Source organism: Enterovibrio norvegicus DSM 15893 (assembly GCF_900115495.1).
Classification (GTDB): Bacteria; Pseudomonadota; Gammaproteobacteria; order Enterobacterales; family Vibrionaceae; genus Enterovibrio; species Enterovibrio norvegicus.
In genome coordinates this window covers 49,262-63,297 of sequence record NZ_FOWR01000023.1, presented here as the reverse complement: position 1 = coordinate 63,297, position 14,036 = coordinate 49,262, and the positions used below count along the sequence as shown (strand labels likewise).

Annotated in this window: 15 protein-coding genes; 14 read left to right on the top strand and 1 reads right to left on the bottom strand. The window is 48.5% G+C overall.

The annotated features are described in order from the left end of the window. Positions 1–5 precede the first annotated feature (5 nt). From ruvB to BM082_RS15105, 14 genes are all read left to right on the top strand, one after another. The gene (gene ruvB, locus BM082_RS15170; protein WP_017013960.1) at positions 6–1,013 is read left to right on the top strand and encodes a Holliday junction branch migration DNA helicase RuvB; all 1,008 of its coding nucleotides are present in this window, start codon (positions 6–8) and stop codon (positions 1,011–1,013) included. Between the two features lie 619 nt (positions 1,014–1,632). After that, positions 1,633–3,219 carry a cytochrome ubiquinol oxidase subunit I gene (locus tag BM082_RS15165; protein WP_017008256.1) on the top strand — a complete coding sequence of 529 codons (1,587 nt, stop codon included), beginning with the start codon at positions 1,633–1,635 and terminating at the stop codon, positions 3,217–3,219. Between the two features lie 14 nt (positions 3,220–3,233). Beyond that, entirely contained in the window at positions 3,234–4,370 is a 1,137-nt protein-coding gene (cydB, locus tag BM082_RS15160) for a cytochrome d ubiquinol oxidase subunit II (RefSeq protein WP_017008255.1), read from the top strand. A 15-nt stretch (positions 4,371–4,385) separates the two neighbouring features. Next, complete coding sequence (gene cydX, locus BM082_RS15155) at positions 4,386–4,496, top strand: cytochrome bd-I oxidase subunit CydX (RefSeq protein WP_017008254.1); 111 nt, start codon at positions 4,386–4,388, stop codon at positions 4,494–4,496. A 10-nt stretch (positions 4,497–4,506) separates the two neighbouring features. Then, positions 4,507–4,791, top strand: coding sequence for a cyd operon protein YbgE (ybgE, locus tag BM082_RS15150; protein ID WP_026024901.1), 285 nt, complete (start codon positions 4,507–4,509; stop codon positions 4,789–4,791). A 167-nt stretch (positions 4,792–4,958) separates the two neighbouring features. Continuing rightward, entirely contained in the window at positions 4,959–5,372 is a 414-nt protein-coding gene (ybgC, locus tag BM082_RS15145; protein ID WP_074927565.1) for a tol-pal system-associated acyl-CoA thioesterase, read from the top strand. Beyond that, positions 5,362–6,048 carry a protein TolQ gene (gene tolQ, locus BM082_RS15140; RefSeq protein WP_017013958.1) on the top strand — a complete coding sequence of 229 codons (687 nt, stop codon included), beginning with the start codon at positions 5,362–5,364 and terminating at the stop codon, positions 6,046–6,048. The genes ybgC and tolQ overlap by 11 nt, the downstream gene beginning before the upstream one ends. Positions 6,049–6,051: 3 nt before the next feature. Continuing rightward, positions 6,052–6,498 carry a protein TolR gene (gene tolR, locus BM082_RS15135; RefSeq protein WP_026024418.1) on the top strand — a complete coding sequence of 149 codons (447 nt, stop codon included), beginning with the start codon at positions 6,052–6,054 and terminating at the stop codon, positions 6,496–6,498. A 13-nt stretch (positions 6,499–6,511) separates the two neighbouring features. After that, positions 6,512–7,603, top strand: coding sequence for a cell envelope integrity protein TolA (gene tolA / locus BM082_RS15130; RefSeq protein ID WP_017016507.1), 1,092 nt, complete (start codon positions 6,512–6,514; stop codon positions 7,601–7,603). Positions 7,604–7,618: 15 nt separating this feature from the next. Next, the gene (gene tolB, locus BM082_RS15125) at positions 7,619–8,971 is read left to right on the top strand and encodes a Tol-Pal system beta propeller repeat protein TolB (RefSeq protein ID WP_074927563.1); all 1,353 of its coding nucleotides are present in this window, start codon (positions 7,619–7,621) and stop codon (positions 8,969–8,971) included. Between the two features lie 33 nt (positions 8,972–9,004). Then, entirely contained in the window at positions 9,005–9,526 is a 522-nt protein-coding gene (gene pal / locus BM082_RS15120) for a peptidoglycan-associated lipoprotein Pal (protein WP_017008247.1), read from the top strand. Between the two features lie 18 nt (positions 9,527–9,544). Continuing rightward, entirely contained in the window at positions 9,545–10,282 is a 738-nt protein-coding gene (ybgF, locus tag BM082_RS15115) for a tol-pal system protein YbgF (protein WP_017008246.1), read from the top strand. Between the two features lie 149 nt (positions 10,283–10,431). Further along, the gene (nadA, locus tag BM082_RS15110) at positions 10,432–11,493 is read left to right on the top strand and encodes a quinolinate synthase NadA (protein WP_026025111.1); all 1,062 of its coding nucleotides are present in this window, start codon (positions 10,432–10,434) and stop codon (positions 11,491–11,493) included. Positions 11,494–11,661: 168 nt separating this feature from the next. Beyond that, entirely contained in the window at positions 11,662–12,516 is an 855-nt protein-coding gene (locus tag BM082_RS15105; RefSeq protein ID WP_017016510.1) for a bile acid:sodium symporter family protein, read from the top strand. A gap of 89 nt (positions 12,517–12,605) precedes the next feature. On the opposite strand, the gene dbpA is transcribed toward BM082_RS15105, so the two are convergent. Beyond that, positions 12,606–14,018 carry an ATP-dependent RNA helicase DbpA gene (dbpA, locus tag BM082_RS15100; protein ID WP_017016511.1) on the bottom strand — a complete coding sequence of 471 codons (1,413 nt, stop codon included), beginning with the start codon at positions 14,016–14,018 and terminating at the stop codon, positions 12,606–12,608. Between the last annotated feature and the right edge of the window lie 18 nt (positions 14,019–14,036).

The following is a 14,036-nucleotide window of genomic DNA, read 5'->3' as shown; positions in this document are numbered from 1 at the left end:
ATGAGATGATTGAAGCTGATCGCCTAATAAGCTCAGTGCCGCCAATGAAAGAAGATGAGATCATTGACCGTGCTATTCGACCTAAGATGTTGGAAGACTACAAAGGTCAGGATCATGTACGCAGTCAAATGGAAATCTTCATCCATGCAGCCCGAAAGCGTGAAGAAGCCCTCGACCACTTGTTGATTTTTGGCCCGCCAGGCTTGGGTAAAACCACCTTAGCGAACATTGTTGCTAATGAGATGGATGTGAATATCCGCACCACTTCAGGCCCAGTGCTTGAGAAGGCCGGTGATTTGGCAGCATTGTTAACGAACCTTGAACCTCATGATGTGTTGTTCATTGATGAAATCCACCGCCTCAGCCCAGTGGTTGAAGAAGTCTTGTATCCTGCGATGGAAGACTACCAGCTGGATATCATGATCGGTGAGGGGCCAGCAGCCCGTTCCATCAAAATTGATTTACCGCCATTTACGCTGGTGGGCGCAACCACCCGTGCTGGCTCATTAACCTCACCACTGCGCGATCGTTTTGGCATCACGCAGCGTCTTGAGTATTACAACGTTGCCGACCTGAAAGGCATTGTTCAACGAAGTGCAAACTGTTTGAACTTGGTTGTTGATGAAGAGGGTGCTTACGAGATTGCGAAACGTGCGCGCGGTACGCCACGTATTGCAAACCGCCTTCTGCGCCGTGTGCGTGATTATGCTGAAGTAAAAGCCGATGGCGATATCAATGCAGAGATCGCGTCGAAAGCGTTGGACATGTTGGATGTTGATAGCCGTGGTTTTGACTATATGGACAGAAAGCTACTGAAGTCGATCATTGAAAAATTCGACGGCGGCCCGGTTGGTCTCGATAACCTTGCAGCCGCGATTGGTGAAGCCAAAGACACGATTGAAGATGTGCTTGAGCCTTACCTGATTCAACAAGGTTACCTGCAGCGTACTCCGCGGGGGCGTATTGCCAGCCAACGTGCCTATTTGCACTTCGGGTTTGATTTGCCTGAGTAAGGTTGCGTAACCAAAAATGATAGTCAGGAGCCAGCAATCGCTGGCTTTTGTGTTTCTGTCGTTTAGCCTTTCCTGCTCTTCCTGCTCTTCCTGCTCTTCCTGCTCTTCCTGCTCTTCCTGCTCTTCCTGCTCTTCCTGCTCTTCCTGCTTTTATCTCGCCAACGACAGGTGTTCTGCAACCTGTAACACGTAATTTTCCCATTAACCTCAAATCAACAACTATTCTTGTCTCCATTCGCCCACTTTCAGGGTGAGCATGTCATTGCTCAGCGTGATCATTTGCCAAAAAAATCGCGCCAAAATTGATTGATGTCTAACAATCGCAAAATTTTGACAGCGACAATTGATTAATTTGACAGCAATCAATGTACGCGCACGCCAAATACTTTGAAGCGGCCGCTCAGAATGTTTAATATTAGACCTGGCTATATTAGGGGTTACTTAACAAAATCCTAACCAGCTGAGTACAATAGTGCAACATAAAAAGGGAGGTCTGTTTACACAGATCCCGTAAGGAAGCTTAGTTAGGCGCGGCCAGTCAGCCCCGCATGTGTTTAAGCATTTACTTATCGATACGAAAGTATCGCGCGTCAGCCAGCCTGACGAGGAAGGAGTTAACATGTTAACTGATATTGTGGATCTGTCGCGGTTCCAATTTGCTCTCACCGCGATGTATCACTTCTTATTTGTCCCACTGACTTTAGGTATGGCATTTCTGCTTGCCATCATGGAGTCGCTCTATGTCATGACTGACAAGCAAATCTACAAGGACATGACCAAGTTCTGGGGTAAGCTTTTCGGTATTAACTTCGCGCTAGGCGTTGCAACAGGCCTGACGATGGAGTTCCAGTTTGGTACAAACTGGGCATACTATTCTCACTACGTCGGCGACATCTTTGGTGCCCCTCTTGCGATTGAAGCCTTGATGGCCTTCTTCCTAGAATCGACTCTCGTGGGTATGTTCTTCTTCGGTTGGGATCGTCTCTCTAAGCGTCAACACCTTACAGTGACATGGCTAACCGCTATCGGTTCTAACTTCTCCGCACTTTGGATCCTTGTTGCTAACGGCTGGATGCAAAACCCAGTGGGTGCTGAGTTCAACTTCGAAAGCATGCGAATGGAAATGGTGAGCTTTGCTGAAGTTGTACTTAACCCTGTTGCTCAGGTGAAGTTTGTACACACAGTGGCAGCGGGTTACACCACAGGCGCAATGTTCGTTCTGGGTATCAGTGCTTACTACTTACTGAAAGGCCGTGATGTGGCGTTTGCACGTCGCTCATTCGCGATCGCCGCATCGTTTGGTATCGCCGGTATCCTGTCTACTATCGTTCTGGGCGATGAATCTGGCTATGAGCTGGGTGACGTTCAGAAGGTTAAGCTTGCTGCGATTGAAGCGGAATGGCACACAGAGCCAGCACCTGCTGCGTTCACCGTGTTTGGCTTCCCGAACCAAGAAACCATGGAAACCGATTACGCGATCAAAATCCCTTATGTGATGGGTATTATTGCGACGCGTTCTTTCGATAAGCAAGTGACTGGCCTTCATGACATCGTTGATGAGCACGAAGTGCGTATTCGTAACGGTATGATTGCTTATGGTTTGCTTGAAAAACTGCGTGCAGGTGAAAGAACGCCTGAAAACATCGCAGCGTTTGATGACGTGAAGAAAGATCTTGGTTTTGGTCTGCTACTGAAAGAACAAACACCAAACGTTGTTGATGCAACGGAAGCGCAAATCAAACAAGCTGCGAAAGACTCTATTCCGCAGGTAGCGCCGTTATTCTGGAGTTTCCGCATCATGGTTGCATGTGGCTTCGCAATGCTGTTTATCTTCGGTATGGCGTTCTACCAAACCTGTCGTCAGAAAATCGACGAAAAACCATGGCTTCTGAAACTCGCACTGATTGGTATTCCATTGCCTTGGATTGCCTGTGAAGCAGGTTGGTTCGTTGCAGAATATGGCCGTCAACCGTGGGCTGTGGGTGAAATTCTGCCTGTACACATGGCCGCGTCTAATGTTCCCGCGTCAGAAATCATCACCTCATTGGTTGCAATCGTTCTACTGTACACAGTGTTCTTGATTGCCGAAGTGTACTTGATGGTTAAATTCGCACGCTTAGGCCCTAGCAGCCTAAAAACAGGCCGTTATCACTTTGAAAAGCTAAAGACCCCGGAAACGGATCTTGCGCGTCAAGTTGAAGCATAAGGAGAGCGTGAGACATGTTTGAATACGAGATTCTACGTCTGATCTGGTGGGCACTGATTGGTGTTCTGCTGATTGGCTTCGCAGTCACAGATGGCTTCGACATGGGTGTGGGTGCCTTGGTCCCCGTTATTGGTAAGACCGATAACGAGCGCCGTGTCATGATTAACTCGATTGCCCCGCACTGGGATGGTAACCAAGTATGGTTAATCACCGCGGGCGGTGCGTTGTTCGCTGCATGGCCGTTGGTCTACGCAGTGTCATTCTCAGGTTTCTACTTGGCGATGATTCTGACGCTAGCCGCATTGTGGTTGCGCCCAATTGGCTTCGACTACCGTTCGAAAATTGAAGACCCGCGCTGGCGTAAAACCTGGGACTGGGGAATTTTCATTGGTAGTTTCGTTCCACCTATTATTTTCGGTGTGGCGTTCGGTAATCTACTTCAAGGTGTACCGTTTGAGCTAAGCGAATTCCTGATCCCGACTTACAAAGGTTCGTTCTTTGGTTTGTTGAATCCGTTTGCGATTCTGTGTGGTCTGGTTAGCTTGTTCATGATCGTGACGCAAGGCGCGGCTTACCTTCAGATGAAAACCACCGATGCGCTGCACACCCGTGCACGTAGCGTGGCGCAAATTTCTGCGATTCTGACGGCAGTATGTTTTGCTTTGGCGGGCTTCTGGGCACAGAGCATTGAAGGTTATGTGATCACCAGTGAGATCGTGACCAATGCAACGTCAAACCCTCTGAACAAAGAAGTGATGACCCTAACAGGTGCATTGTTCAATAACTACGACGCTTACCCAATCCTTTGGACTGCACCTGCGTTGGCTGTATTCATGCCGCTGCTGGTTGCTGTGTGTGCACGTTTTGAACGTGACGGCTTTGCGTTCTTGTTCAACAGCTTGGCGATTGCGGGTGTTATTTTGACAGCAGGTTTTGCGATGTTCCCATTCGTGATGCCATCTAGCTTGTTCCCGTCTCACAGCTTAACCATGTGGGATGCGACCTCGAGCGAATTGACGCTGAACATTATGACTGGCGTTGCGTTTGTTATGGTGCCAATCATCTTGTCTTACACCGCGTGGTGTTACTACAAAATGTTTGGTCGTCTTGATGACAAGTTCATCGAAGAAAACAAAACCTCACTGTACTAAGAGAAGGAGTCAACCATGTGGTATTTCGCTTGGATTCTAGGTGTATTGCTGGCGTGTTCGTTCGGTATTATCAATGCGCTTTGGTTAGAACACACTGAAGCCATGGATCACGACAGTGAAGACTAAATTCACGGCTTTGCTGGACGGTCTGCACGACCGTCTTCATAAGCGTGTGTTGATGATCATGTCATTGGTGCTTGCCCTGACATGCGCGGGATGGGTGATTTGGGATCCGCAGACCTTTGCGGACAACATTGGTGGCTTCAGTGTCGCTAATGCTCCAGCACTGATTTGGGCGACATGCACGGGAATCATTCACGGCATGGCATTCAAACCGCGCTTTTGGTTTTGGCAATTGGTCTTTTTCCCACCGCTTGCATGGGCTGTGATGATTTCAATCCTCACGATTGCATTCATTTAAAGACGCAATGACCGTTCATTTATGCAGCAGCCTGAGTGCCTTTGGCCTCAGGCTGTTTTATTTTGCGCCAATCGTGATGTACTACGGTGCAACGTGCTTTCAATACCTTGAGTAAGTCAGTTATAGTAATTCGCTAAACCTTATTATGGATTTCAGGTAATTACCGGATGAGCCAACCCCACCCATTCTGCTGGCCGGTTCGTATTTACTACGAAGATACTGATGTTGGTGGTCTTGTATATCATGCGAACTATATCAAGTACTTCGAACGCGCAAGGACAGAACTTTTACGTAGCATCGGTGTCAATCAACAAGTGCTATTTAAAGAACACACTGCGTTCGTGGTACGTCATATGGATATCGACTTTATCAAGGGCGCAAGGTTCGAAGAATTGTTAACCGTAGAAACAACGGTGTCAGAGCTGCGTCGTGTGACCCTCACTTTCTGTCAGAATTTAGTTAATTCAGACGGGCAGGTATTGTGTCGGGCCGTCGTTAAGGTAGCCTGTGTCGATTCTGAGAAAATGAAACCCAAATCCATCCCCCCATCGATTCAATCGGAGATTTTAAGTGAGCGCTGAACTGTCAATCCTTGATCTGTTTTTGCAAGCGAGTCTGCTCGTTAAGGCAGTGATGTTAGTTCTGCTTGGGATGTCAATCGTGTCTTGGGCGATGATCATCAAACGTTCTCAAATCCTTTCTCAGGCGACTGCAAAAGCAGAACGTTTTGAAGACCGTTTTTGGTCTGGAATGGATCTTTCTCAGCTGTTTCAAGAAGTGCAAGCGCGTAAAGACCAGCTGACAGGCAGTGAACAAATTTTCTATTCGGGCTTTAAAGAGTTCGCGCGCCTTCACCGCAGCAACGGCAAAGTGCCAGAAGCGGTGATGGAAGGAACAGGCCGTGCCATGCGCGTGTCGCTATCGAAAGAAGTTGAATCACTCGAAACCAACCTACCATTCTTAGCAACCGTGGGCTCAATCAGTCCTTACATCGGTCTATTTGGTACGGTGTGGGGCATCATGCATGCATTTATCGCACTGGGTGCGGTGAAGCAGGCGACGTTGGCCATGGTTGCGCCAGGTATCGCGGAAGCGCTAGTAGCAACGGCAATGGGCCTATTTGCTGCAATCCCCGCGGTAATGGCATACAACAAGTTAACCTCCAAGGTAGGTAAGCTCGAAAATAACTATGTGAACTTCATGGAAGAGTTTTCTAGCATTTTGCACCGTCAGGCATTCGCTGCACCGAAGGAGTAAGCCATGCCTTATCAATCTAAACGGCGGAAAATGACTGCCGAGATAAACGTGGTGCCATACATCGATGTCATGTTGGTGTTGCTTATTATCTTTATGGTAACAGCACCCTTTGTTACGCAGGGCGTGGATGTTGACCTTCCACAAACATCTACCGCGAAAACGGCGGCAGACCTTGCAAGTGACGCAGACAGTGGCGCATTTATCATTGTTGAGGTCGACCAAAATGGCGGCCTGGGCTTGAGTGTCAACAATGGTGATATGGAGCGTGGCTTGTCGTTGCAAGATATGTTGGTGCGCGTAAAAGCGGAACTTGAGCTAAACCCTAAATCGCCAGTATTGGTTGGCGGTGATGGTCGAGTGCCTTATTCAGAGATCATCCTAACATTGGATGCGTTGAACCAAGCGGGTGTGTCCTCGGTAGGACTCATGACCGAACCGCTTGATTCGTGAGATGAGTAACTGAATGAAGAAGAACGAGAACACAAGCTACTCAGGCGCAACGATCATATCCGTGCTTTTGCATGCCGCGTTGTTTGGAGGATTGTTGTGGGGCGCTGATTTCACAAAAGTATCGCATCAGCCTGCGGGGCAGAGTATTGAAGCGGTCGTTATAGACCCGAGCGTTGTGAACGAACAAGCGCGAAAAATTCGTCAGCAACGTGATGAAGCTAAACGACAAGAGAGCGATCGCCTTCGTCGCTTAGAACAACAAGCTGATCAACTTGAAAAGCAGCGCGAACAAGAAGAGAAACGTCTTCGCGAATTACGTGCTGAAAAGCTGGCGGCTGAAAAAGCGACACGAGAAGCGGAAACTGAGCGCAAGCGTATTTCGGAAGCCCGTAAAAAAGAGGCTGAAGAACAACGCAAAGCTAAAGAAGCCACACGCATCGCCCAAGAGAAATCTGCGGCAGCAGAAGCGGAACGCCAGCGCAAGGTCGCAGAACAGCGTAAAGCAGAAGAAGCGGCGAAAAAGGCAGAAGCTGAGCGCGTGCGTGCTGAACAAGAACGTAAGAAAGCAGAAGCAGAACGTGAGCGTCAGTTAGCAGAGAAAAAACGCGCTGAAGAAGAAGCCCGCAAGGCAGAAGAAACGCGTAAACGTAAGCTAGCTGAGCAGAAAAAAGCCGAAGAGGCAGCCCGCAAAGCGGAAGCTGCACGTGTAGAAGCTGAGCGTAAAGCTGAAGCTGCACGTAAGAAGCAGGCAGAGCAGGAGGCTGCCCTCAACGAGCTTTTTAGCGGTCTCGAGTCCGAATCGGCAAATCGCGGTTCGGCTCGAGGGCGTTTCGTGAGTGATGAAGTTGCACGTTACATCAGTATATTTAGTAAGAGCATATCAAGTAAATACAACAAAGACGCAGTGCCGAATGGCCAGATATGTGATTTGAGGTTGAAGCTTTCCAGAACTGGTTTCGTTCAGGATGTTCAAGAACTCAAGGGCGATCCAATTGCTTGTCGTATAGGAAGTGCGGCGATTTTCGCAGTAGGTACATTTCCAATGCCTGAAGACGAGGATGTTAAAAAGCAATTTCTGGAGTTTGTCTTCGAGTTTAGGCCATAGAAATAAAGGATATTTATGTTCAAACGAATTCTATTTAGTGCCATTACATTTTTCATCGTTTTTGCACCGTCAGCTTATGCTGAGTTGAGAATTGTTATTACTGAAGGGATCAGTTCCGCACGTCCTATCGCCATTGTCCCTTTTAACTGGGAAGGCGAAGGCAAGTTACCGACCAATGTGTCTGATGTTATCGCATCAGATCTTCAACGCAGTGGCAAATTCAGCCCAGTCCCAACCGACAAAATGCCACAAACGCCATACAGCGATGAAAACGTGGATTTCAACGATTGGACTGCGTTAGGGGTCGATGCGCTTGTGACAGGTAAAATCAGCCCAACACCTGATGGGAAATACCTGATTGAGTACCAATTGATCGATGTGGTTCGCGGCCAGTTAACAGGCGGCACAAGCAAAGGCTTGTCAGCAACCGGAGAATTGGTACTGACCAAAGACCACCTTTTGCTTAATAACCGCAAAACGGTCAACGGCAAGCAGCTTCGTCAATACGCGCACCGTATTTCAGATTTGGTGTATGAAAAGCTAACGGGTGAAAAGGGCGCGTTCCTAACACGTATTGCCTACGTTGTGATTGATGATAAATCGGAACACCCTTATCAACTTCGTTTGTCTGATTACGACGGTTATAACGAACTGTTGGTGCTGCGTTCAAAGCAACCTTTGATGTCCCCTGCGTGGTCGCCTGACGGTAAACAGCTTGCTTACGTGAGTTTTGAAAACGGTCAGGCACAAATTTTCTTAATGAACATTTACACCGGTGAGCGAGAAATGATTTCGTCATTTCCTCGTCACAATGGTTCGCCAAGATTTTCTCCGGATGGCAACAAGTTAGCTTTGGTTCTTTCCAAGACCGGCAGCTTGCAGGTTTATGTGTTAGATCTGAGAACGCGCAAGATGGAACAAATCACCAAAGGGCGCGCGAACAACACTGAACCTTTCTGGGATCCAGATGGGCAGTCTTTGATCTTTACGTCAGACCGGGGTGGTAAACCACAGATTTATCGAGTAAATTTAGCCGACGGTTCTACCAACAGGTTGACTTGGCAGGGTAGCCAAAACCTCGGTGGTCAGCTGACACCGGATGGTAGATTCCTTGTAATGGTTCACCGCTCGGACTCAGGTTACAACATTGCAAAACAAGATTTGCAAACGGGTGCCGTAGAAGTTCTAACCAAAACGATGCTTGATGAATCACCAAGCCTCGCACCGAATGGCAGCATGGTCATTTACAGCTCGGTCTATGGGCGTAATAACGTACTTTCACTGGTTTCTATTGATGGACGGTTTAAAGCACGACTACCAGCAACAAACGGCCGAGTTAGGGCACCAACATGGTCCCCGTTCCAATAATATTTGCGCTTATTTGAAATTAAGGAAAACGAGATGCAATTGAATAAAGTACTTAAGGGTTTGGCGGTAGCGCTACCTATGTTTACCCTAGCGGCGTGTAGCTCTAGCGACAGCTCTACTGATAGCACGGGTTCTGAAACCAACAAAGGTCAAGAAACCACTATCGTAACACCAGTAGACGGCGGCCAAGGCAGTCTGACTGAGCAAGAAATTCGTGCAAACGAACTGCGTCAGTCTCAAACTATTTACTTCAACTTTGATGACTACTCTGTATTGCCACAGTTTGAAGACATGCTAGATGCACACGCTGAATTCCTGCGTGCAAACGACAGCATTAAAGTGGTTGTAGAAGGTCATGCCGATGAGCGTGGTACACCAGAATACAACATCGCACTTGGCGAGCGCCGTGCGAGCGCAGTAGCGAAATACCTGCAAGCGCTAGGTGTTCCAGCTTCTCAAATTTCTATCGTAAGCTACGGCGAAGAGAAACCATTGGTGCTAGGCCAAGGTGAAGAAGCGTACGCGAAGAACCGCCGTGCGGTTCTGGTTTACTAAGTTAGAAGGTAAATCATTATGAACAGTAACACTTTGCGTTCTTTATCGCTGGCGTTACTGGTGAGTGTGGCAGCCCCTGTGGCTGCTGCACCTGCTCCGGTGACTGAGTTAGGTGGTGGTAGCAGTAGCTCTGTAGAGCGCTTGGAGCGAATGCTAGAAGCCCGCAACCAAATGCAAATCGATATGCAGCGCCAGCTCGAACAAATGGCAGGCGAGTTGGACGAATTGCGCGGCACTGTTGAAAGAAACAGCTATGAATTAAATCAGATGTTGGAACGCCAACGCGACTTGTACCGTGAAATCGATACGCTTCGCACCGCAAAACCAGCACCTGCTGTCGAAAACAAAACGGAAAAGCCTGCAACGTCAGAAGCGTATTCAAACAATCAGTCTGAAAACGCAGAGTACGATGCAGCCGTGAACCTGATTCTCAAAGAGAAAAACTACCAAGGTGCCACAGATGCTTTCAATGCGTTTTTGACCAAGTACCCTCAATCAATCTATAAGCCAAATGCACACTATTGGTTGGGTCAGCTTTACTTCTCTAAAAGTGAGCTAAGTCTGGCTAAGCAGCATTTTGATGCTGTCAGTCAGGTTGCAAAATCAAGCAAGCGTGCTGATGCATTGCTCAAGCTTGGCATGATTGCAGATCGTGAAGGCGATAAAGCTGCGGCGAAGAGCTTGTTCCAAAAAGTGGTGGCCGAGTACCCAGGGTCAACCACGGCAAGCCAAGCCGAAAAGCAAATGAAGAAGTAAACGTAACAACTCCCCTATAAAGCCGACCTTGAGTCGGCTTTTTCTTTGCAAATTTATTGCGTCTCTAAGCTACAACACGTTTTCTGAGATGAAAATGCTGCTATAAGGCGTGTATAATGGCCGAACTGCAAGCATATCTGAGTAAGTGGATGAGCCAGATTATTAATACCGCTGAGACGGTATATCCTTTCCCTCCTAAGCCGGAGGTGCTGTCTGAGCAGCAAAAATCAGACTACATCGAAAACATCAAACAGCTTTTGAAAGAGAAAGACGCAGTCATGATTGCGCATTATTACACCGACCCTGAGATTCAGGCGCTGGCGGAAGAAACCGGCGGCTTTGTGGGTGATTCTCTTGAGATGGCCAAGTTCGGTAATCGACACCCTGCGAAAACGTTGTTGATTGCTGGCGTCCGTTTCATGGGCGAGAGTGCGAAAATCTTGACCCCAGAAAAGAACGTGATCATGCCGACGCTAGACGCGGAATGCTCACTGGATCTAGGCTGCCCGGAAGACAGGTTTTCTGCTTTCTGCGATGCGCACCCTGATCATATTGTGGTGGTTTATGCCAACACGTCGGCAGCGGTAAAAGCACGCGCGGATTGGGTTGTCACCTCGTCGATTGCATTGGAAATCGTTGAACATCTGGATGCGCAGGATAAACCGATTATTTGGGGCCCTGACCGTCACCTTGGTTCGTACATTGCGAATAAAACCGGTGCAGAGATGTTGCTGTGGCAAGGCGAGTGCGTGGTGCACGACGAGTTTTCAGCCAAAGCCCTCAAGGACATGAAAGCGGTTTACCCAGACGCAGCAATCCTTGTTCACCCTGAATCACCTGCCAGCGTGGTAAAACTTGCTGATGCCGTGGGTTCCACCAGTCAGCTTATTAAGGCTGCAAAAGAGCTTCCTCAAAAGCAGATGATCGTGGCGACGGACAAAGGCATTTTCTTCAAGATGCAGCAAGTCGTGCCAGATAAAGAACTTATCGAAGCCCCAACCGCCGGTGCTGGTGCAACGTGCCGAAGTTGTGCGCATTGCCCTTGGATGGCAATGAACGGCTTAAAAGCCATTGAGCTTGCGCTGAAAGAAGGCGGCGTGCAGCATGAAATTCATGTTGATGAAGCCATTCGCCAGAAGTCGCTGATCCCACTGAATCGTATGTTAGATTTCGCTGCGGAGCTGCAACTCCAAGTGAAAGGCAACGCATAAAGTTTGATGCTCTCTCTAGTTTAAAGGCGAACGCATTGTTCGCCTTTTTTGATCTGTTAAATTGTTCCGCGCGTTGAACCCGCCTATTTACGACGTGAAAATCATGTACGAGCAACACGAAAACAATAATAACCAGCGGGTCGTTTCGATGTCAGTGAAGGATATTCTATGAGTCAAACCATGCTAACTATTGGCTTGCCTGTCGCGCTTGCTTGGATGATGTTTTGTGTGGGGTTAACCCTCACCGTTGCTGACTTTAAGCGTGTTTCCCAATTTCCTGGTAAGGTGGCTGCGGGCCTGTCTGCTCAGCTTATCGGTTTGCCGATCATTGCTTATGGCTTAATTCAACTCTTCAATCTTCCCGAAGTGGTGGCGGTGGGGCTGTGGATATTGGCGTTAGCACCGGGTGGTGCATCTTCAAATGCAATTTGTCATCTTTGCGGGGGCGATTCAGCACTCTCTATCACGATGACAGCGATAAGCAGCCTTATCATTCCGTTCAGTTTGCCGTTAATGCTGCCGTTTGTTTTGTCGGATGTGTCAGCCATCATTCCTATGAAAACGGCCATCATGCAGCTTATTGCGGTGACTCTGGTGCCGGTATTGTTGGGGATGATGTTCAAGCACTATTGTTCGTCGGCTGGCTTTGAGCGATTTGCTCAGTTTGCCGGTCGTACTGCGTTGTGGGCGCTATTTTTCACTGTCGCGATCACCCTCGCGGCGAACACCAAAGTCTTCAATCAACTCTTTTCCGTTGCTTCTATCGCTGTGCTTCTTCTCTGTGTTCTTGGTATGGCACTGGGCGTTGCTGTGGCGAAAGGAATTGGCGGTGATGCAAGGTTGTCGAAAACGTTATCTATCGAAGTCGGAATTCAAAATGCAGGGACAGCAATATTCGTTGCCGTGGTTCAGCTTAATCAACCACAACTCGCGCTGACGCCCTTGCTTTATGGCATTTTGATGAACATTCCTGCCATCATCATGATTGTGATGAGTCGTCGAGATGTACGTGAGGGAGCATGACGCTGGGGTGAAATTTTAGACATTAAAATGCCGTCTGTGGAGACGGCATTTTCTATTCCATAAAAGCAGCGTAACTCTTGAGGTCTAAATTAGCGCAGTTGCCACACACGATATGTGCGGCCTTTGATTTTGCCTGCAGACAATTTCTTCAGCGCTTTCTTCGCCACGTTGCGTTTAACGGCAACGTAAGAGCGGTAATCCGTGACTTTGATTTTACCAACGTCAGCACCTTGAATGCCGTCATCGCCGCCAGTCAGTGCACCAAGGATGTCACCTGGGCGAACTTTACTTTTCTTACCGCCATCAATGTGCAGTGTTGCCATCAAAGGCTCTGGTGGCAATGCTTGCATGACAGACGAATCTGGCAGTTCTTCACCTTTGATTTCGCGGCCTAGGTAATCTTCAAGCAACGCGATTTTGTAACCGTCTTCACTGCCGTAAAGGGTGTAAGCAGCACCTTGGCTACCCGCACGGCCAGTACGGCCTACGCGGTGAACGTGTACTTCAGTGTCGAACGCAACGTGGTAGTTAATCACGGCATCCAATGAATCGATGTCGAGGCCACGTGCTGCAACGTCGGTTGCAACCATCACAGTGACACTCTTGTTCGCGAATTTAAGCAGCATTTGGTCGCGGTCGCGTTGTTCCAAATCACCGTGCAATGCAACGACTGAGAAGCCTTCATTCTCAAGGCACGCCGCAACATCTTTGGTCTCACGTTTGGTGTTACAGAACACCACCGCACTTTCTGGCTGGTGATTAAGCAGCAATAACAGCAACGCGTCCATACGCTGACGGTTGCCTTCACACTGATAGAAGTGTTGTGAAATGCTGCTGTTATCGTGAGTAGATTCTACTTTCACCATCAGCGGGCTATTCATAATTTGCTTGCTGATCGCTTGGATCTGCGATGGAAACGTTGCACTGAACAGCAAGGTTTGGCGACCTGCTGGAATATCTTGAATGATGGCATCTAATGCAGGCTGGAAGCCCATTTCTAGCATGCGGTCAGCTTCATCAAGCACCAAGGTGTTCACGTTCTCTAATGACAGACGGCCCTTTTCTAGGTGGTCTTGAATACGACCTGGTGTGCCAACAACGATGTGTGCACCGTGCTCAAGTGAACCGATCTGAGGGCCCATTGGGACACCACCACATAGGGTGAGCACTTTGATGTTGTGAATGCCACGCGCCAAGGTGCGGATTTCTACGGCGACTTGGTCAGCCAGTTCACGCGTCGGACACATCACCAATGTTTGAATACGGAAACGCTTCACGTCTAAACGGTTGAGTAAACCCAAACCGAACGCTGCGGTTTTGCCCGAGCCTGTTTTTCCCTGACCAATAACGTCTTTCCCGTCCAAAATGGCAGGGAGACTTTGCGCTTGAATCGGCGTCATGGTTTCAAAACCAATCGTATTCAAGGTAGAAATTAGTTCCGCTTTTAGCGGCAATGTAGAAAACGCAGCCTGTTGGCCTGCAGAGTTTGATTCTTTGGTCACGGAGGTATCCCGAGCAAT